Origin of the sequence: Listeria grayi, from assembly GCF_900638015.1 — a bacterium.
Taxonomy (GTDB): Bacteria; Bacillota; Bacilli; order Lactobacillales; family Listeriaceae; genus Listeria; species Listeria grayi.
Genome location: NZ_LR134483.1, coordinates 1,224,667 through 1,241,443, shown reverse-complemented (window position 1 = coordinate 1,241,443; position 16,777 = coordinate 1,224,667). Strand labels below are relative to the sequence as shown.

Here is a 16,777-nt window from a genome sequence, read left to right as displayed (position 1 = left end):
GGTGTTTTCGCACCTCTCTTTTTATTTAAGCCATTGCAAATAAATTTGTTCTGCTATTTTTTTCATCATTAGGGGTGGAACGCTCATGCCACATACATACTGAACATTTGCATCCGAAAAATCATAATCGCTTGGAAACGTCTGCATGCGAATAATATCCGTATTGGTAGCATATTCTGGGGAATCGTATTTCAAAAGACCGGAGCCACTTGCAATCGTGTTTGCTACTCTATGGTTATGGAGAAGGATTGTATTAAAACTTGTTGCTTTTCCGCCTTTTCTCGATGTAATATCTCCTAGATTACGATCTTGCGGCCGACGCTTTAGCCATCTTTTATAAGTTTCAGTTTCTGTATTGATAGGCCTACCGTGGCCACTTCTTATTTCCCTATAGGTAACCGGAGATTCTTCAAACTGTAATTCTAGTTTACTTAAATCCAGATCGTTGCGCCTAGCAATAAAAAATACCCGTTCGCGTTTCTGCGGAACTCCCATCGTTGCCGAATTTAATAGAAAAATTTGGACATCGTATCCTGCTGCTTCAAACCTCTTGAGTATCAAATTTACAAACCCTCTTGCTTTTCCAGTTATAAGGCCTTTAACATTTTCTGCAACAACAATTTTAGGCTTTAGCTTATCAACTATATCAATAAAGTCAAAAAACAAATCATCAAGATTTTGCGTCGCTTGCCCTTCCCTAAATCGGTGTGCGCTTCCCCATTTCTTATCTCTTTTTCCAGAAATAGAAAATACTGAACATGGAGGAGATCCATCTAATATTTCTAAGTCAAACAATTCTTTCGGTAAATCTTCGTTCGGAATGTCTTTAAAGGTTTGCACTGGCATTTCAAAAGGAAACTTTGGAGAATGATTTTTCTTGTAGATACTCATCATCTGCGGGTCTATTTCCACATTACCAACTACTTCATATCCTGCTAGTTTGTAACCCATTGAGGAGCCGCCCCCACAAGAAAAACAGCTGAACACCTTATTTTGGTGCTTAGTCATTTGTTTCAAGTCACTTAATTTCCAATCCCATTCAGGCATCAAAATCACCCCTATTAAAAAGATAACCACATTTGGGGCACTTACAGTCAAACTTCGATTCATCATAATCGGACAAAGATAACTCAGCGTTATCAAATCTGGTGTCACTAGGTAAGTCTACGAAGCTTTTAAGTAAATCATCTATTTCTTTATCATCGAATCCTGTTAAAGCTAAAGTATTTCCTTTAAGCTCCTCGAGCAATCCAGCTAATTGATTTTCTTCCCAATCACCCTCAATTTTATTCAATGCAATATTCAATGCTTTTTCTTTGTGATCATCGAGATCCTCGATAGAAACTGTCAATTTTTCCGGTGCGGTTTCCATAAGGACTTTAAAACGCTGATGTCCACCTACTAAGTTACCTGTACGCTTATTCCATATGAGAGGATCGATATAACCAAATTCTTGAATGGATCGTTTGAATTTTTCGTATTCTGGATCTTCTGGTTGTAAGTCGACTCGTGGATTATACGCTGCCGGATTGATTCGGCTTGTCTCGATTTCTTGAATCATCATAAATAGATCACTCCCTTTCCTTTACATCTATGGCATTGCTTAGCTACTAAAACAAGTGTATTTAAATTGACGTCCTGCTTAAGCTGCTCTTGTTTTATGTATCCTCTCCCGCTGCAAGAAGAGCATTTTTCCTTATTAAGTACTGGATCCGTATTTCCTGCTCGCAACCCTTTTTCTAAATTTTTCCCTAAGAAATGTTCAAGATTCACTGAATATACCCCCAAAATAAAAAACCCAGCATCTGCTAGGTTTATAGTTTCCAATATGTATTTCGATTTTCTTTACAAAATAAGTCTGGGCGAAAAGTCTTAAATTGTTTATATTGTGTATTGTTCATTAATATATGTCTATCCTCAAACAAAATTGATTTTTCTCTAACAATAATTTCCTCGCTACCGTTTCTTTCGGACTTCAAATAAATTATACTTCCAGATATTATTATCACACGATAAAGCTCATTATTGATAATGAAATAACAAAGAGGTGCGCGAGCTCTCATTATATTATAGTGAATCCATATTGCTGCTCCTTCTATAAATGCTAATATCATTAATACAAAATATAAATTTATAGTTGTTTCATCCTTGCTAGTACTTGCCCATACCTGTGCTAACCCTGCTACAAGAAACATCCCAAAAGTAACAAATACATTTCCTGCAAAAACCTTACTTTTTTCATCAACACTTGCAAAAGCATACATATTTTTGTTCCAATGAAACGCTATTACTATCATAGGGATAATTAAAATCCCAAAGGATATTACCCCTACGATACTCGTTATACCTTCTATGACTTTCATAAAATCATCCCTTTCATAAAAAGAATACAGTTATATGTTATTCTTTTCAATGAAAAAAATGAAAATAATCTTTGATTTAGAAATATGATATGCTTAAACTATTTAATGACTTTGAATTCATTGCTCGTAATCGTGCTTAGGTGTTCACCTTTATAAAAGATCGCGTATCGAATCTTGTATGTGCTAGGCTTCTTATTAAAGAAGAACTTATAATCAAGTGTTATATTTTGCGGGGAAATAATCACCTGTGAACTTATATTTATCCAGTTCATGAAATACTCCCTTGCTGTCCTTCTTGAAAACTCTGAAACGTGAATCGCAGTCGCGATTATCGTGATTATAGATACGAACTCGCGCGCCAAGTTTTTGATCGCCAGACATACTGTTCACTTGCCTTGCATGAATGTCTAAATTTGGTTTGCTTGCTGTGCTTACAGTAGCAAACATTGTACTCAAAATAACCGAAAACATTAGCGTCAACACTAAAACTTTTACAATTTTCATTTGCCAATCTCCTTTTTAGTTGTTTAATACACTCTGCAGAGGCATTTTAAATGTGTGTCGGTCTACTCCCACCTTCGCCGACACCAGCGCACCAATTAGGTTGCGATATTAATGAAATGCTCCTTTCTCAACCAGATACCGGCGAACAAGCTTTAGAGATTGCCGAGGCACTTGTAAGAAGTAATGCCATAGATATATTAGTTATTGACTCTGTTGCTGCATTAGTTCCACGCGCCGAAATCGAAGGCGAAATGGGAGATTCTCATGTTGGTTTACAAGCGCGTTTAATGTCTCAAGCATTGCGTAAGCTTTCTGGTGCTATTAATACCAGCAAGACAATTGCAATTTTCATTAATCAAATTCGCGAAAAGATTGGTGTCCCTTTTGGTAATCCAGAAACTACTCCTGGCGGTCGCGCTCTTAAATTTTATTCAACGATTCGATTGGAAGTTAAGCGGAAAGAAATGATAAAAGATAAGACTAGCACCATTGGTAATAAGACTGGATTGAAAGTCATTAAAAATAAGGTTGCCCCTCCCTTCCGCGTGGCAGAAGTGGATATCATGTATGGAGAAGGTATTTCTCGAGAAGGTGAATTATTAGATATAGCTGTCGAACTTGGACATATAGAAAAAAGTGGATCTTGGTTCTCCTATAACGCAGAACGTATAGGCCAAGGGCGCGAGAATTCAAAGCAATTTTTGAAAGAAAATAGTTCAGTTTACAATGAAATAAGTTCTAAAATTAGAGATTACTACTTTTCAAGTGACAAATAAAATATATTGGGAGTGATTTATGATGGCGACAAAAAATTGGAAACCTACAAATTATCCAGGTATTTATGAGTATTCGATTAAAAGTGGTAAGAGATATTCGATTCGCTTAAGATACAAGAAAAATGGTAAATATGCCGAAAAATCTGAGGCTGGTTTTAAAACAATAGCTGCTGCTAAAACGAAAAAGAGTGAGTATGAAAACCTTATTCAGATTAAAAAAGGGTATGTTTTTGAAAATGGGAATTTAACACTTAATGAATGGCATTCAGAATATATGGAAATTTTCAGAGCTAAAGATTATAGTAAAGACACAATAAAAAACAAGGAAACTATGTATAAAAATCATATCAAAGAACAGTTTGGGAATATCCCCCTTCAAAAAATAGCTTTAGATTATTATGAAAAGTATTTACTGTCAAAATTAAAAGAAGGCTATTCGCGAAATACCGTATTAGGTATTCATAGAACCATGAAAGCAATTATGAATGCAGCAGTGAAATATGAAAAAATAGATAAAAATAGATTGAAAAATATCGAGCTAAAAGAAAGCTCTGATAACTATGTAGTAAAAACTCAAATATTAGAGGACGAAGAATTTCGACTCTTTACTAAAGCTTGCAAAGAGTCTCTTTCCAAATACGATTACACAATGATCCATCTTGCTATTTGGGGATTAAAGCGTGGAGAAGTAATGGGCATAAGAGTTGAGAATTTAAAATTTGATACAAAAAATAGAATAGTTGAAGTTCATATCAATTCAAGTAGAACATTAAATACTCCAGAAGGGAAAGGAACTAAAACTATTTCGGGAGTTCGCACGTTAACCTTTAGTGGCGAAGGATATGACCTACTCCTTTACTCTCTAAATAAAGCTAAATCAATAGCTAAAGACTTCGGAATGATATTAAATAGTAAAGACTTTGTTTTTAGAAGTCCTTTTACTAATAAGCCTTGGGCAGTAACTAGAATGAACGATATTTTAAATAAGATAAATAAAGCATATGGTTTAAAGGTCCATCCTCATATGTTGAGGCACAATTTTACAACACAAGCAGCTCTTTCGGGAGTAAATAAAGCAGACCTTCAAAAATTTATTGGCCATAAAAATAGTGCTATGACAGAATATTACACACATAGTACTTCGACAGGTACAGAAAAATTATTCAATATAATGCAAGAAAAACTATCTCAAAAATAAAAATTGTGGGAGCATTTCTATTTATAAATTTCTCCCACAATTCTCCCACCCCCACTTGACTTTATTTGATTATATTTGATTGAGTAAAAATTCAAAAACCCACAAAGCATAAGCTTTGTGGGTCATTTGTAATCATATAAAATCATATAAAAAATGATTTATTTCTTAACTTGATTCATAACTTCTTCAACAAAGTTATCTTCTTTTTTCTCGATACCTTCTCCAACTTCAAAGCGGGCGAAGGAAGCAACTGTTGCGCCTTTTTCTTTTACTAGTTGGCCAACAGTGATGTCAGGGTTTTTAACAAATGGTTGATCTAATAAGGAAATTTCGCTCAACCATTTAGTTAGGCGGCCTTCCACCATTTTTTCAACGATTTTTTCTGGTTTGCCTTCGTTAAGCGCTTGTTGTGTTAGCACTTCTTTTTCGTGTGCGATTTCTTCTGCATCGACATCGTCACGCGAAATGTATTTAGGGTTGATTGCTGCAATGTGCATTGCAACATCTTTTGCAAGTTCGTTATCGGTAGTTCCTTCTAGAAGTGTCAATACGCCGATACGTCCGCCCATGTGGATGTATTCACCGAAAGCAGAGCCTTCTGATTTTTCTTTGATTTCAAAACGACGCAAGGAAATGTTTTCACCGATTTTAGTGATTGCTTCTGTGATCGTATCTTGAACAGTTTTGCCGTTCGACATTTCTGTTTTAAGTGCTTCATCCAAGTTGTCTGGACGCACTGCAAGCAAGTGATCACCTAAGTCGCTAACTAAGTTTAAGAAGTTATCGTTTTTAGAAACAAAGTCTGTTTCTGCATTAACTTCTAATACGATCGCATGTTTGTCATTGCTTACTACACGTGTAATACCTTCAGAAGCCACGCGGTCTGCTTTTTTAGCAGCTTTTGCGATTCCCTTTTCACGAAGTAAGTCAACAGCTTTTTCCATATCGCCGTCTGTTTCAACTAATGCTTTTTTACAATCCATCATACCTGCACCAGTTTTTTCGCGTAATTCTTTAACCATTTGAGCTGTTACATTTGCCATCTAATATTCCCTCCAAGATTAAATTCTTTAAAAAAGGTGATAAGATTTTTGCCTTATCACCTTGTCTGTTTAAAATGAAAAATTAAGCTTCTGCATTCGTTTCTTCTGCAGCTTCAGGTTTTACTTCTTCAGCTGGAGCAACGTCTGCTTCTGTTAATTCTTCGCCTTGGTTTACTTCGATGATTGCGTCTGCCATTTTAGCAGTCAATAGTTTAACCGCACGAATTGCATCGTCATTTGCAGGGATAACATAATCGATTTCATCTGGATCACAGTTTGTATCTACAATACCGATGATCGGGATGTTAAGTTTACGAGCTTCTGCAACTGCAATACGTTCTTTACGTGGATCAACGATGAACATAGCATCAGGAATGCCTTTCATTTCTTTGATTCCGCCTAAGAAACGTTCTAGTTTTTCTTGTTCTTTTTTAAGCAAGACAACTTCTTTTTTAGGAAGTACTTCAAAAGTGCCGTCTTCAGCCATTTTTTCGATTTTTTTAAGGTGTTGGATACGTTTTTTGATAGTATCGAAGTTAGTCAACGTACCACCCAACCAGCGATGGTTTACGTAGTATTGACCAGAACGTTCTGCTTCTTCTTTTACGGAGTCTTGTGCTTGTTTTTTAGTACCTACGAAAAGGATAGTACCATTGTCAGCAGCAACTTCGCGCATGAAATTGAACGCTTCGTCTACTTTTTTAACTGTTTTTTGTAAATCGATGATGTAGATTCCGTTTCTTTCTGTGAAGATATATTTCTTCATTTTTGGGTTCCAGCGGCGTGTTTGGTGACCGAAGTGAACACCAGCTTCTAGCAATTGTTTCATTGAAATAACAGGCATGTTATTCCCTCCTATTGGTTTTATTTTTTTGCGACTAATCGCCCTCCGCATAGGTCATCCAAAATGAAAGACTTGAAATTCATCAAGCACCCTTTCGCTTGTCACCATGCGTGTGTGATAACGTACTACATACCTTTACAGATATGTCTTACCTCTATCCTCGAAACAGTATACCACAAACAAAAATTCATTTCAATAACATTATTCGGACACCGGACTGGTTCACTTACTTTTGTTTCATTTCTATTTGGTGTTTCTACTATTGTCTGTGTAGGTGTCTTGGCTGGATAAATTGAAAATAGTTTCCTTATTATCCCTCTCCTATCGTCTTATTATAGTAACCACATCTTTGTACTCTTAAAGTAATTAGAGTAGCATGTATGTATTATAAAAAGTGAGATACTACAGATAGTAATTTTATTCCGGTACTTGGAGAGCCGCAACAGGCGCAATTATCTTCGGAGGAATTACAATTAAAGCAGGATCTTGAATAGGTAAAAGGATTAAGGAATATTTTTCTAATCCCCCGCAAAGTGATGTCGCAAAATATGATATACTGCAACGCTTACTTGATCCTAATGGGAAATTAAAGTTAAAAGGTTTAACTACAGAGTAAAAGGTAAAACTGCTTATAAAGAACCAAAAAGTTGGACTATCGAAAAAGATAAAGACGGACATAAAGAAAGTAAGGTGTGTATGTATGGCTAAATTAAGAGGTTTAAAGAACAAATGGAAGCAAGTAAAAAAAGATATTGAAATGCAAGTAGCAGATTCTGAAGTAGATGAGATTTCTGTGCTTTATGATTTTAGCTATTGGAATAGAAAAATAAATCGCTCTAATAAAGAAGAACTTTTATCTTGGCTAATTGCTGCTTCAGAGAAAAAACAATCTTTTGCTAAATCAAATGAAAAAATCGTTGGTAAAATAGATTTACAAAACGTTTCTAATTCCAAAATCTTTATATTTGATACGAACGAAAATCAAGATAAATCATATGGATATGCGAAATTTTTCAATCGTAACTCAGAAGTTCAAACTTGGGAAGTCATAGAGAACATTCCGAATGATTTATACTTAAACGTGCTAGAAACGATAAAAAATCCTATTTATGTAAAAGAAACCTACGAAGAAGAACTCACATTTCATGTATTCTTTGGTGATCTAAACAAAGATATGTTTGCTAAATAATTTATAAGACAGCCCGACTTTTACAGGGCTGTCTTTGTTATTTTACTTATATCAAATTGCTAGACAACCAGCCAAGAAATGTGAGCTTTTTAATTATTTAATTTTAAAAGAACTTGTGTGAACATTCCCCAAAACGTGTTTTGCCTTTATCCACTTAGAAGCCGATAACAATTCGGAACGTTCTAGCTTGATTTTTAAAGTAATTTTTAAATCGGTATACATCCGCTAAATTTTGTTTCTGTGTTAAGCCACTTTCATACCATTATGCATCTTGAACTTTTATTTAGGATCCATTTTTTCAATCCCCATTTAACTCTCCCCACAAAAAAAGCACTACCACATGCAGTGCTCTTCCCTCTTATTTCTCCACAGCTTCCATCGCGTCTTTCGGTGTTCCAAATAGATAAGTCAAAATAAAGCCACCGATATATGCAGCAATCAAACCAATCACATATGCTAACCACATATTATTCGCAATGAGCGGGATCAGTGCAACGCCGCTTGGACCGATCGCGATCGCGCCGACGTTTCCGAAGAAGCCGACGACTGCCCCGCCAATACCGCCACCGATACAAGCGGTGATGAATGGGCGACCGAGTGGGATCGTTACCCCATAAATAAGTGGTTCCCCGATGCCGAGGATGCCGACTGGTAGACCACCTTTGATCATAGTAACAAGCGGTTTGTTTTTACGGCAACGGATCCAAAGCGCGATTGCTGCTCCTACTTGTCCGCCGCCTGCCATGGCAAGGATCGGCAGTAAAACTGTATAGCCGGTTTGATTGATCATTTCTACGTGGATCGGGGTCAAAACTTGATGAAGCCCTAGCATAACCATTGGTAGGAATAGTGTCCCCAGTACGAACCCGGCAAATACGCCGCCAACACTGATGACCCAATTGATTGCGGTAACCAACCATGTCGAAACTAGTCCAGCTACTGGCATGATCAAGAAGATCGTTATTAGGCCGATAACAAGCAATATGATCGTCGGTGTGACAATGATATCGATTGCGTTCGGGATCACTTTGCGCAAGTTACGTTCGAGCACACACATTAGCCATACTGCGAACAAAACGCCGATGATTCCGCCTTGACCTGCCGTTATGGGCGCACCTGTAAAGATGTTTTTGATGATATGCCCGTCTAAAAGGCCAGGAAGCAATGTCACACCGGCAACGCCTCCGCCTAAAATTGGCGTTCCACCGAATTCATTGGCGGTATTGATACCTACATAAATGGCAAGAAAAGCAAAGATCCCTTTATTCAAAACACCTAAAATGTCGACAAATTGATTCCATGTTGCGGCATCTAGATTTTTAGCAAGGATATTATTTGTTATGATAGCGGCAATCCCAGCAATCAGTCCGGCTCCGACAAAACCAGGGATCAATGGGACAAAAATATTAGAAACAGATTTTAATAATTTTTTGAAGCTGGAAGTATTGTTTTGTTTGGCTTTCATTTCTGCTTTAGTAGCAGCTGCACGTTCCTCTACTAATTCTTTTCCAGATTTATTGGTGTCGGTCAGTTCATGGTCCAAATTTTCTGGAATCGTATCGCCGATCTTAACACCTGCCATGTCAGCCATTTCTTTAGCTACTTTATTTACTACTCCCGGTCCGACGATGATTTGCAAGGTTTCATCTTCTACAACTCCCAAAACGCCGGGAATCGCTTTCAATTCTTCCAAAGAAACTTTTGCAGGATCTTTGATGCCCAGACGAACACGCGTCATACAATGAGCGATCCGTGAAATGTTTCCAAGTCCGCCGACTTTACTGGTGATCTGTTTTGCGATTTCTTGTTCTTTTGTCATGCTGAACACTCCCTTTTATAAAGTTTTTCTTACAAAACCATTTGCTTGTTCAAGCTTTTTAATTGCTTCTAACTTCGTTGAATCCGTTAAAAGCATGACAATCGCTACTTTGACATGGGTATCTGCTAATTGATAAAATTTAGCGGCTGTTTCATAATCGCAATCGGTTGCTTCCATAATAATGCGTTTGGCGCGCTCGACTAGCTTCTCATTGGTCGGTTTGACATCGACCATCAAATTTTTATAAATTTTGCCTACCCCGATCATCGAAGCAGTGGAGATCATATTGAGGACCAACTTTTGTGCTGTTCCAGCCTTCAAGCGTGTTGAGCCGGTCAAAACTTCTGGACCTGTCACCACTTCGACTGCTAGCTCTGCATGTTTGGAAATAGCAGCATCCGCATTGCAAGAAACAGCGGCCGTTCTAGCTCCGATATGCTTTGCATAGTCTAGCGCTCCAATGACATAGGGCGTTCGGCCGCTTGCTGCAATACCGATCACATAATCATTTTCCGTAAGCGCTAATTCTTTTAAATCTGTTTCTCCGAGAATCATGGAATCTTCGGCGCCTTCTACTGCTTGGACAAAAGCTTTTTCGCCACCTGCGATCAAACCAACTACTTGTGAAGGCTCAACGCCGAATGTCGGCACACATTCCACCGCATCGAGTACGCCAAGTCTACCACTTGTTCCGGCACCGAGGTAAATCAACCTACCTCCGACTTGGAAAGTAGAAATGACACCGTTTACTATTTTTTCGATCGTTGGTAGCACTTGTTTGATTGCCTGCGGGACAGTTTTATCTTCCTCATTCATGATCGCAAGGATTTCCACAGTGGTTAGTTCATCTAAACGCAATGTTTTGCTGTTTCGTTTTTCTGTTGCTAAATTTTCCAACATGATGATCACTCCTTATGCCACTATTATAAAACTACTGAAACATAATTTCAATACTTTTATTTAATTTTAAAATATTTTTTTGTTTCAGTGGCTTGTCGCTGTTTATTCCTTTATAATAAAAGTAGAAACTATCGTTAGAAAGGAAGATCCTTTATGCTTGGAATCAGTGTTTATTTGCAAGATCTCTCGGCAGCTCCTCAAAAAATCAAGCAGGCAGCTGAAAATGGTTTTCAGCTTATTTTCAGCTCGCTGCACATTCCGGAAGGTGATCCTGAAACTTATTTTCAAACACTCTCTTCCTTAGGTGCTCTTGCTAACTCACATAACATGCAGCTGATTATGGATATTTCGGAAAAATCATTGCATTATTTAAAGGCGGATTATCGGCATGCAACGCCGTTAACGACACTTGGCGTAACCGGCTTGCGCATTGATGACGGGGTCACGGCGGCTGATATTGCTTCACTTTCGCAGCAGCTAAATGTTTATTTGAACGCCAGTACCATCACGGCTTCGTTTCTTCAGGAATTGGCCCACTATCATCCGCGAATGGAAGCAATCGAGGCATTTCATAATTATTACCCAAAACCAGGAACAGGCCTTAGCAAATCCTTTTTCACTGCCAAAAATGCTTTTTTAAAAGAGCATGACCTGCGAATATCTGCTTTTATTCCCGGTGATGCTGCAAAACGATTTCCGCTTCATGAGGGGCTACCGACATTAGAAGCTCACCGTTATGCCTCGCCCTATGCGGCTTTCTTAGAACTAAAGTCGCTGGGGATCGATGATGTTTATATCGGCGATGCGGAAATGAAGACGGAGCGATTTTATTTTTGGAAAAATATTCGTCAGCACGAACTTGTTTTGCCGCTGAAACTTGCTCATCCGATTTCCCCGCAGTTGGCAACCTATTTAACTAACGGCGATTGTGACCGACCAGATACAGCGGCCGACTTTGTCCGACTTAGAAATAGCAGAAGTTATTTTCAAGATCAGTTGATCCCGCCGCAAGACTCAAGTCCAGTTCGGGAAACAGGTGCCGTTACAATGGATAATTCGCTTTTCGGGCGATATCAAGGTGAAGTAATGATCAGCAAAAAAACGCTTCCTCCCGAACCTAAGACCAATATCATTGGTTATATCGATCCGGCATTTAACGATTGTCTGCCATATGCAGCACAAATGAAAAAGATTCGCTTTTTATTGCAAGAATGAAAAAAACGGTTTGAAATCCACTAGCCTTGATTTCAAACCGTTTTTATTATTGTCGGAACCGATCCGTTGCCTGACGCGATTCGCGAATCTGTTCGATCATTTGGTCATAATGTCTGGAAACATAATGATAATACAAGACATCAATGATAAAGAATTGCGCTTGCTTGGAACTGGTCGCGGTGCTACGGAATTTTGCTTCTGGTGCCCTGGAAGTCTCTAAGAGGAAGTCGGCTTTCGCTTTCAGCTTGCTTGGTCCAAAACGTGTAAGCCCAATAACTGTCAAATTATTTTGCTTCGCCTGTTCGGCCAACTCGATGACCGAAGTGGTCTCGCCGCTGTTGGATACGGCAAAGAACACACCAGACTTTCGGGCAGCGAATGCCATCGCAAGTACATGTTCATCTTGACTAATAACGACTTGTTTACCAGCCCGCAGCCATTTTTGCGCGATGTCTTGTGCGACTAGCCAAGAAGCTCCCACCCCGTAGGTATAGATCGTGTCGGCTTTTTCCAGCTGTTCAGAAACCGTTCGGATTTTCGCTTCGCTGATTTGCCCCGCAGTATCGTTTAGAGTCTGGAAATAATTTGCCAGCAATTTTTGCGAAATACCATCAAAAGATTCATCTTCTTCAAAGTCATAATAACCAGAGGCGACCGGCGAAGACAGCTCGGAGTATAGTTGTCTTTTAAAGTCGGGAAAACTTTTTAATCCCAGCGATTTACAAAAACGGATGATCGCCGCAGCGCTTGTGTCCGCTCGCTTGGCTAATGAGTGGATCGAAGAAGCTGAGGCAAAGGCCGGGTCCTGCAATACCATTTCCGCGACCTTCTTCTCTGATTTAGGCAAATCCTTAAAAAGCGTTTCGATACGATTAAGAATACTTGCTTGGCTCATGTCGATTCTCCATTCTACCTAGGACTTTAATTGGCAACGATATTAACAAGTTTGCTTGGAACGACGATTACTTTACGAATGGTCTTTCCGCTAATAGCCGCCTGCATTTTATCATTTGCTTTCGCGATTCTCTCCAATTCTTCTTTACTGCTGTCTTTTGCTACGTGGACTTTATCTTTGACTTTGCCATTTACTTGCAAGACGATCTCCACTTCGGTTTCTACCAGTTTGCTTTCATCAAAAGTCGGCCATTCGGCATACGCCAAACTTTCCGTATGGCCAAGCAGTTGCCAAAGTTCCTCGGAAACATGTGGTGCGATCGGTGCTAGCAGACGAACGAATCCTTCTACATAGTCTTTTGGCAAATGTGCTTGCTTATAAGCATCATTGATGAAAATCATCAATTGTGAGATCCCTGTATTGAAACGAAGGTTTTCAAAATGTTCGGTCACTACTTTGACGGTTTGATGATAACTCTTTTCTAAATCGTGATTTGGTTCCGCTGTGATCTTGTCACTGATCTCGCCCGCGTCAGTAACAAATAAACGCCATACACGATCCAAGAATTTGCGTGCTCCTTCTAGACCGTTGTCGTTCCAACCGATTGATGCTTCTAGTGGTCCCATGAACATTTCATACAGACGAAGTGTATCTGCACCGTATTTTGCAACAACATCATCAGGATTGACTACATTACCACGCGATTTAGACATTTTTTCATTATTTTCACCGAGGATCATTCCTTGGTTGAATAGTTTTTGGAATGGTTCTTTCGTTGGTACGACACCAATATCGTAAAGGAATTTATGCCAGAAGCGCGCGTAAAGCAAATGTAGCACCGCGTGTTCTGCCCCGCCGATATAGACATCTACTGGCAACCAATGTTCCAATTTCGATTTATCGGCTATGGCTTCTTGATTAGTAGGGTCGATATAGCGAAGGAAATACCAGCTCGAACCAGCCCATTGCGGCATCGTATTCGTTTCACGACGTCCCTTTCTACCATTCTCATCCACCACATTTACCCAGTCTGACAAATTCGCAAGTGGTGATTCTCCAGTTCCGGACGGTTTGATCTCGGTTGTTTTTGGAAGCAATAGCGGTAGCTCTTCTTCCGGAACAAGCGTTGTTTCACCGTCTTCCCAGTGGATAACTGGAATCGGCTCACCCCAGTAGCGTTGACGGCTGAACAGCCAGTCGCGCAAACGATAGGTCGTTTTGCGGGTGCCATGATGATTTTCTTCCAACCAGTCGATCATTTTCGCGATACCAGAAGCTTTATCAAGACCATTTAGAAACTCGGAATTGATAATTTCACCGTCACCGGTAAAAGCAGCTTCTTCGACATTTCCTCCCGCCAAAACAGGACGAATATCCAAAGCAAATTGTTTCGCAAATTTATGGTCACGTTCGTCATGAGCAGGAACAGCCATGATTGCACCAGTTCCGTAATTCATAAGTACATAGTCCGCGATCCAGACTGGAATCGGTTCGCCATTAGCAGGATTGACGGCATATGCGCCTGTGAAAGCACCTGTTTTTTCTTTAGAAAGATCGGTGCGCTCTAGTTCGCTTTTCAGCTCTACTTCTTTTTGATAGGCCGAAACAGCTGCTTGCTGTTCAGGAGTAGTGATTTTCGCGATCAGCGGATGCTCTGGTGAAAGCACTGTGTAAGTTGCTCCAAACAAAGTATCTGGACGAGTAGTAAAGACCGTGAAACTTTCGTCAGTATCTTGAATGTGGAATTCTAATTCGGCACCTTCTGATTTACCGATCCAATTGCGCTGCATGTCTTTGATGTTTTCCGGCCAGTCGACTAATTCCAGATCATCCAATAGACGATCTGCATACGCGGTGATTTTAAGCATCCATTGGCGCATTGGCTTACGATAGACTGGGAAGCCGCCGCGTTCGCTTTTGCCGTCGATAACTTCTTCATTCGCAAGTACGGTTCCCAGAGCCGGACACCAGTTTACTGCCACTTCCGCTTCATAGGCAAGGCCTTTTTCATACAGTTTTTCAAAAATCCATTGCGTCCATTTATAGTATTCCGGATCGGTAGTATTGATCTCACGTTCCCAATCATAGGAGAAACCCAGTGATTTGATCTGGCGTTTAAAAGTAGCAATGTTTTTTTCAGTAAAGATTGCTGGATCATTCCCAGTATCGATCGCATATTGTTCAGCAGGAAGCCCAAATGCATCCCAGCCGATCGGATGAAGAACGTCAAAACCTTGCATCCGCTTCATTCTGGATAGGATATCAGTTGCTGTATACCCCTCTGGATGTCCAACATGAAGTCCTGCTCCTGATGGATAAGGAAACATGTCCAGTGCATAGAACTTCTTGTTCCCATTTTTTTCAGTTGTGCGGAAAGTATGATTTGCTTCCCAATAGTGCTGCCATTTCGGTTCTACTTTTTGATGATTGAATGTCATTTCTAGTCCTCTCTTTCATTTTCTGCATAAAAAAAGCCCTCCATCTCATAGCCTTCCTTCGGCCATGGGACGAGAGACATCTCCCGCGGTACCACCCACATTAGTGTTTTACCACTCAACTTATTTTTCCTTAACGCGGAAAACGGGGCAATGCCCAGCTCCAAGGCAAGTTCATCTTAGTCGATGTTCAGCTTGCACCACCCGCTGACTCTCTTCTCATCCACTTATAAGATTACTACTCCTCTTCAACGCCAATTTATATTACCCCAATTGTAGCTGATTTCACGGAAATTAGCAAGTTTGTGTAAAAATCTATATAAATCTAAAGAAGACTATTACTAGGGGCATGAAGGAAAGTTAATGAGACTGAGAAATAAGCCGAAATAACGAAAGAATCGCTTAAAATCCATTTGCTGTTTTAAGCGATTCTTTTTTGCCGTTATTCTTTATTCCAAGCAAGGAACTGATTTATGCCCCCAAGCTCTTTTAAAAAATAAACACTCTGCAGAAGCGGGGTTTAAGTTTTAACTTCATTTATTTTTTTTCGTCCTTCTCTCCTCGAATAAATCATAAATAATCCCAATGATTATTAAGATAAAGAAAATAGTATTAACAATTAATACTATCAAGCTATCCTGGAAAAGTAATGGTAGAACAATAAATGAAATTATAAATAAAATAATAACTATCCAAGTAGTTTTATTGAATTTCATTCTAACCTCCTACTCAAAATGCTATAGCCGTTAATATTTTTGTGATCCACCATGCTGTAGTTTTTCCAAATCCCATTTTTCTAAGTCCTTTTTGCATATTGCTCTCTACACTACCAGTAAAATGATCGATATATCCTAATAAGGTTTCAAATCCAGCAACTCCTCCAAGCGTCTTTTTAACTTTTTTAGGAATTTTTTTCCATACTGCTCTTAAAGCCTTTACTGCCCATGACATCCTTCCTCTCTGCATAGAATTGCCGTCTTTTAAAACTTTTCCATCTTTATAAGCAACACCATTTTCGAGGGTAATTCCAGTATCTTTAATATTTTTAAGTTCATTGATCTCTTCATCAGTCAGGCCAAGCTCTTTTAATTCGTCATAACTAGGCTGATACCCTACTTCCTCTTTTTCAGAAGTTTGCATTTGTTCTTTTTCAACCGCATATACCCCAATAGAAGGTGTAACAACAGACATACCCATTGCTAAAGCAAGGGATGCGCATACGGACTTAATCCACCTTTTTTTATTCTCTTTTTTCATTTGATAGTCAGCTCCATTTTTGTATAATCTAAGTTGCGCAACTAACAAAATTTTAAAATAATAGAAATAGGATTTCAACATTCTTATCGTGAAAGGTCTATATTTTGTCCTAAACAATAAAAAAACAGTTGTAAAATTATAATTTCTGTATACGGAGTTATATAACTTGTAGGTCATTGTTCCTAGATGCTTGCAATACTGTAGATCTTACAATTCACTCTCGGAACGAATACATTCGGTTATTGGCAATCTATATTTATCTCAAGAATCAACGCAGATTCAAGAAGAATATCACCTCTTTTGTTTTTGGGAAAAGTGAAATCAACTTGCTTTTCTAAA

The 16,777-nt window shown here is 38.9% G+C and carries 15 protein-coding genes, 1 pseudogene and 1 other annotated feature; of the genes and pseudogenes, 4 read left to right on the top strand and 12 right to left on the bottom strand.

All coding sequences use genetic code 11. The features are described from left to right. Window positions 1-21 precede the first annotated feature (21 nt). The 5 genes from EL241_RS06015 to EL241_RS05995 form a co-directional block, all read right to left on the bottom strand. Window positions 22-1,047, bottom strand: a complete 1,026-nt coding sequence (locus tag EL241_RS06015) for a DNA cytosine methyltransferase (RefSeq protein ID WP_036104328.1) — start codon at window positions 1,045-1,047, stop codon at window positions 22-24. Continuing rightward, window positions 1,040-1,564 carry a ParB N-terminal domain-containing protein gene (locus EL241_RS06010; protein ID WP_036104329.1) on the bottom strand — a complete coding sequence of 175 codons (525 nt, stop codon included), beginning with the start codon at window positions 1,562-1,564 and terminating at the stop codon, window positions 1,040-1,042. The genes EL241_RS06015 and EL241_RS06010 overlap by 8 nt, the downstream gene beginning before the upstream one ends. Next, entirely contained in the window at window positions 1,561-1,773 is a 213-nt protein-coding gene (locus tag EL241_RS06005) for a hypothetical protein (protein WP_036104331.1), read from the bottom strand. Before EL241_RS06005 ends, EL241_RS06010 begins: the two co-directional genes overlap by 4 nt. A 41-nt stretch (window positions 1,774-1,814) precedes the next feature. After that, entirely contained in the window at window positions 1,815-2,363 is a 549-nt protein-coding gene (locus EL241_RS06000; protein ID WP_036104334.1) for a hypothetical protein, read from the bottom strand. Window positions 2,364-2,576: 213 nt separating this feature from the next. Then, window positions 2,577-2,867, bottom strand: a complete 291-nt coding sequence (locus EL241_RS05995) for a hypothetical protein (RefSeq protein WP_036104336.1) — start codon at window positions 2,865-2,867, stop codon at window positions 2,577-2,579. A 77-nt stretch (window positions 2,868-2,944) separates the two neighbouring features. On the opposite strand from EL241_RS05995, the pseudogene recA reads away from it, so the two are divergent. Beyond that, window positions 2,945-3,643: pseudogene (gene recA / locus EL241_RS05990) on the top strand (recombinase RecA); the annotation flags it as partial. Between the two features lie 19 nt (window positions 3,644-3,662). Then, window positions 3,663-4,841 (top strand): tyrosine-type recombinase/integrase, encoded by a 1,179-nt coding sequence (locus EL241_RS05985; protein WP_232020853.1) that lies wholly within the window; start codon window positions 3,663-3,665, stop codon window positions 4,839-4,841. Window positions 4,842-4,999: 158 nt separating this feature from the next. Here the strand turns inward: EL241_RS05985 and tsf are convergent, their stop codons facing one another. Together tsf and rpsB are read right to left on the bottom strand one after the other, a co-directional pair. After that, window positions 5,000-5,884 carry a translation elongation factor Ts gene (gene tsf, locus EL241_RS05980; protein WP_003756132.1) on the bottom strand — a complete coding sequence of 295 codons (885 nt, stop codon included), beginning with the start codon at window positions 5,882-5,884 and terminating at the stop codon, window positions 5,000-5,002. 82 nt (window positions 5,885-5,966) lie between these two features. After that, on the bottom strand, window positions 5,967-6,728 hold the full coding sequence (gene rpsB / locus EL241_RS05975) for a 30S ribosomal protein S2 (RefSeq protein WP_036104342.1): 762 nt from the start codon (window positions 6,726-6,728) through the stop codon (window positions 5,967-5,969). Between the two features lie 700 nt (window positions 6,729-7,428). Between rpsB and EL241_RS05970 the strand changes: the two genes are divergently transcribed. After that, a complete protein-coding gene (locus EL241_RS05970; RefSeq protein WP_036104346.1) occupies window positions 7,429-7,917 on the top strand; it encodes a hypothetical protein in 489 nt (162 codons plus the stop codon). 358 nt (window positions 7,918-8,275) lie between these two features. Here the strand turns inward: EL241_RS05970 and EL241_RS05965 are convergent, their stop codons facing one another. Next, window positions 8,276-9,736, bottom strand: coding sequence for a PTS transporter subunit EIIC (locus EL241_RS05965; protein ID WP_036104349.1), 1,461 nt, complete (start codon window positions 9,734-9,736; stop codon window positions 8,276-8,278). A gap of 15 nt (window positions 9,737-9,751) precedes the next feature. After that, window positions 9,752-10,636, bottom strand: a complete 885-nt coding sequence (murQ, locus tag EL241_RS05960) for an N-acetylmuramic acid 6-phosphate etherase (protein WP_036104351.1) — start codon at window positions 10,634-10,636, stop codon at window positions 9,752-9,754. 153 nt (window positions 10,637-10,789) lie between these two features. Here murQ and EL241_RS05955 point away from each other — a divergent pair, with 153 nt between their 5' ends. After that, complete coding sequence (locus EL241_RS05955; RefSeq protein WP_036104354.1) at window positions 10,790-11,851, top strand: MupG family TIM beta-alpha barrel fold protein; 1,062 nt, start codon at window positions 10,790-10,792, stop codon at window positions 11,849-11,851. A 46-nt stretch (window positions 11,852-11,897) separates the two neighbouring features. On the opposite strand, the gene EL241_RS05950 is transcribed toward EL241_RS05955, so the two are convergent. From EL241_RS05950 to EL241_RS05940, 3 genes are all read right to left on the bottom strand, one after another. Continuing rightward, window positions 11,898-12,746, bottom strand: coding sequence for a MurR/RpiR family transcriptional regulator (locus EL241_RS05950; RefSeq protein WP_036104359.1), 849 nt, complete (start codon window positions 12,744-12,746; stop codon window positions 11,898-11,900). A gap of 26 nt (window positions 12,747-12,772) precedes the next feature. After that, entirely contained in the window at window positions 12,773-15,184 is a 2,412-nt protein-coding gene (gene leuS, locus EL241_RS05945) for a leucine--tRNA ligase (RefSeq protein WP_036104361.1), read from the bottom strand. A gap of 62 nt (window positions 15,185-15,246) precedes the next feature. Next, window positions 15,247-15,442 (bottom strand) — a binding site (T-box leader). Window positions 15,443-15,910: 468 nt separating this feature from the next. Then, complete coding sequence (locus EL241_RS05940) at window positions 15,911-16,438, bottom strand: hypothetical protein (RefSeq protein ID WP_052009097.1); 528 nt, start codon at window positions 16,436-16,438, stop codon at window positions 15,911-15,913. Window positions 16,439-16,777: the final 339 nt, after the last annotated feature.

Coding starts and splice junctions, on each gene's coding strand:
- tsf (WP_003756132.1), bottom strand. CDS start 5,884: ATGGCAAATGTAACAGCTCAAATGGTTAAAGAATTACGCGAAAAAACT.
- EL241_RS05985 (WP_232020853.1), top strand. CDS start 3,663: ATGATGGCGACAAAAAATTGGAAACCTACAAATTATCCAGGTATTTAT.
- leuS (WP_036104361.1), bottom strand. CDS start 15,184: ATGACATTCAATCATCAAAAAGTAGAACCGAAATGGCAGCACTATTGG.
- EL241_RS06000 (WP_036104334.1), bottom strand. CDS start 2,363: ATGAAAGTCATAGAAGGTATAACGAGTATCGTAGGGGTAATATCCTTT.
- EL241_RS05950 (WP_036104359.1), bottom strand. CDS start 12,746: ATGAGCCAAGCAAGTATTCTTAATCGTATCGAAACGCTTTTTAAGGAT.
- rpsB (WP_036104342.1), bottom strand. CDS start 6,728: ATGCCTGTTATTTCAATGAAACAATTGCTAGAAGCTGGTGTTCACTTC.
- EL241_RS06015 (WP_036104328.1), bottom strand. CDS start 1,047: ATGCCTGAATGGGATTGGAAATTAAGTGACTTGAAACAAATGACTAAG.
- EL241_RS05995 (WP_036104336.1), bottom strand. CDS start 2,867: ATGAAAATTGTAAAAGTTTTAGTGTTGACGCTAATGTTTTCGGTTATT.
- EL241_RS05940 (WP_052009097.1), bottom strand. CDS start 16,438: ATGAAAAAAGAGAATAAAAAAAGGTGGATTAAGTCCGTATGCGCATCC.
- EL241_RS05970 (WP_036104346.1), top strand. CDS start 7,429: ATGGCTAAATTAAGAGGTTTAAAGAACAAATGGAAGCAAGTAAAAAAA.
- murQ (WP_036104351.1), bottom strand. CDS start 10,636: ATGTTGGAAAATTTAGCAACAGAAAAACGAAACAGCAAAACATTGCGT.
- EL241_RS05955 (WP_036104354.1), top strand. CDS start 10,790: ATGCTTGGAATCAGTGTTTATTTGCAAGATCTCTCGGCAGCTCCTCAA.
- EL241_RS06010 (WP_036104329.1), bottom strand. CDS start 1,564: ATGATGATTCAAGAAATCGAGACAAGCCGAATCAATCCGGCAGCGTAT.
- EL241_RS05965 (WP_036104349.1), bottom strand. CDS start 9,736: ATGACAAAAGAACAAGAAATCGCAAAACAGATCACCAGTAAAGTCGGC.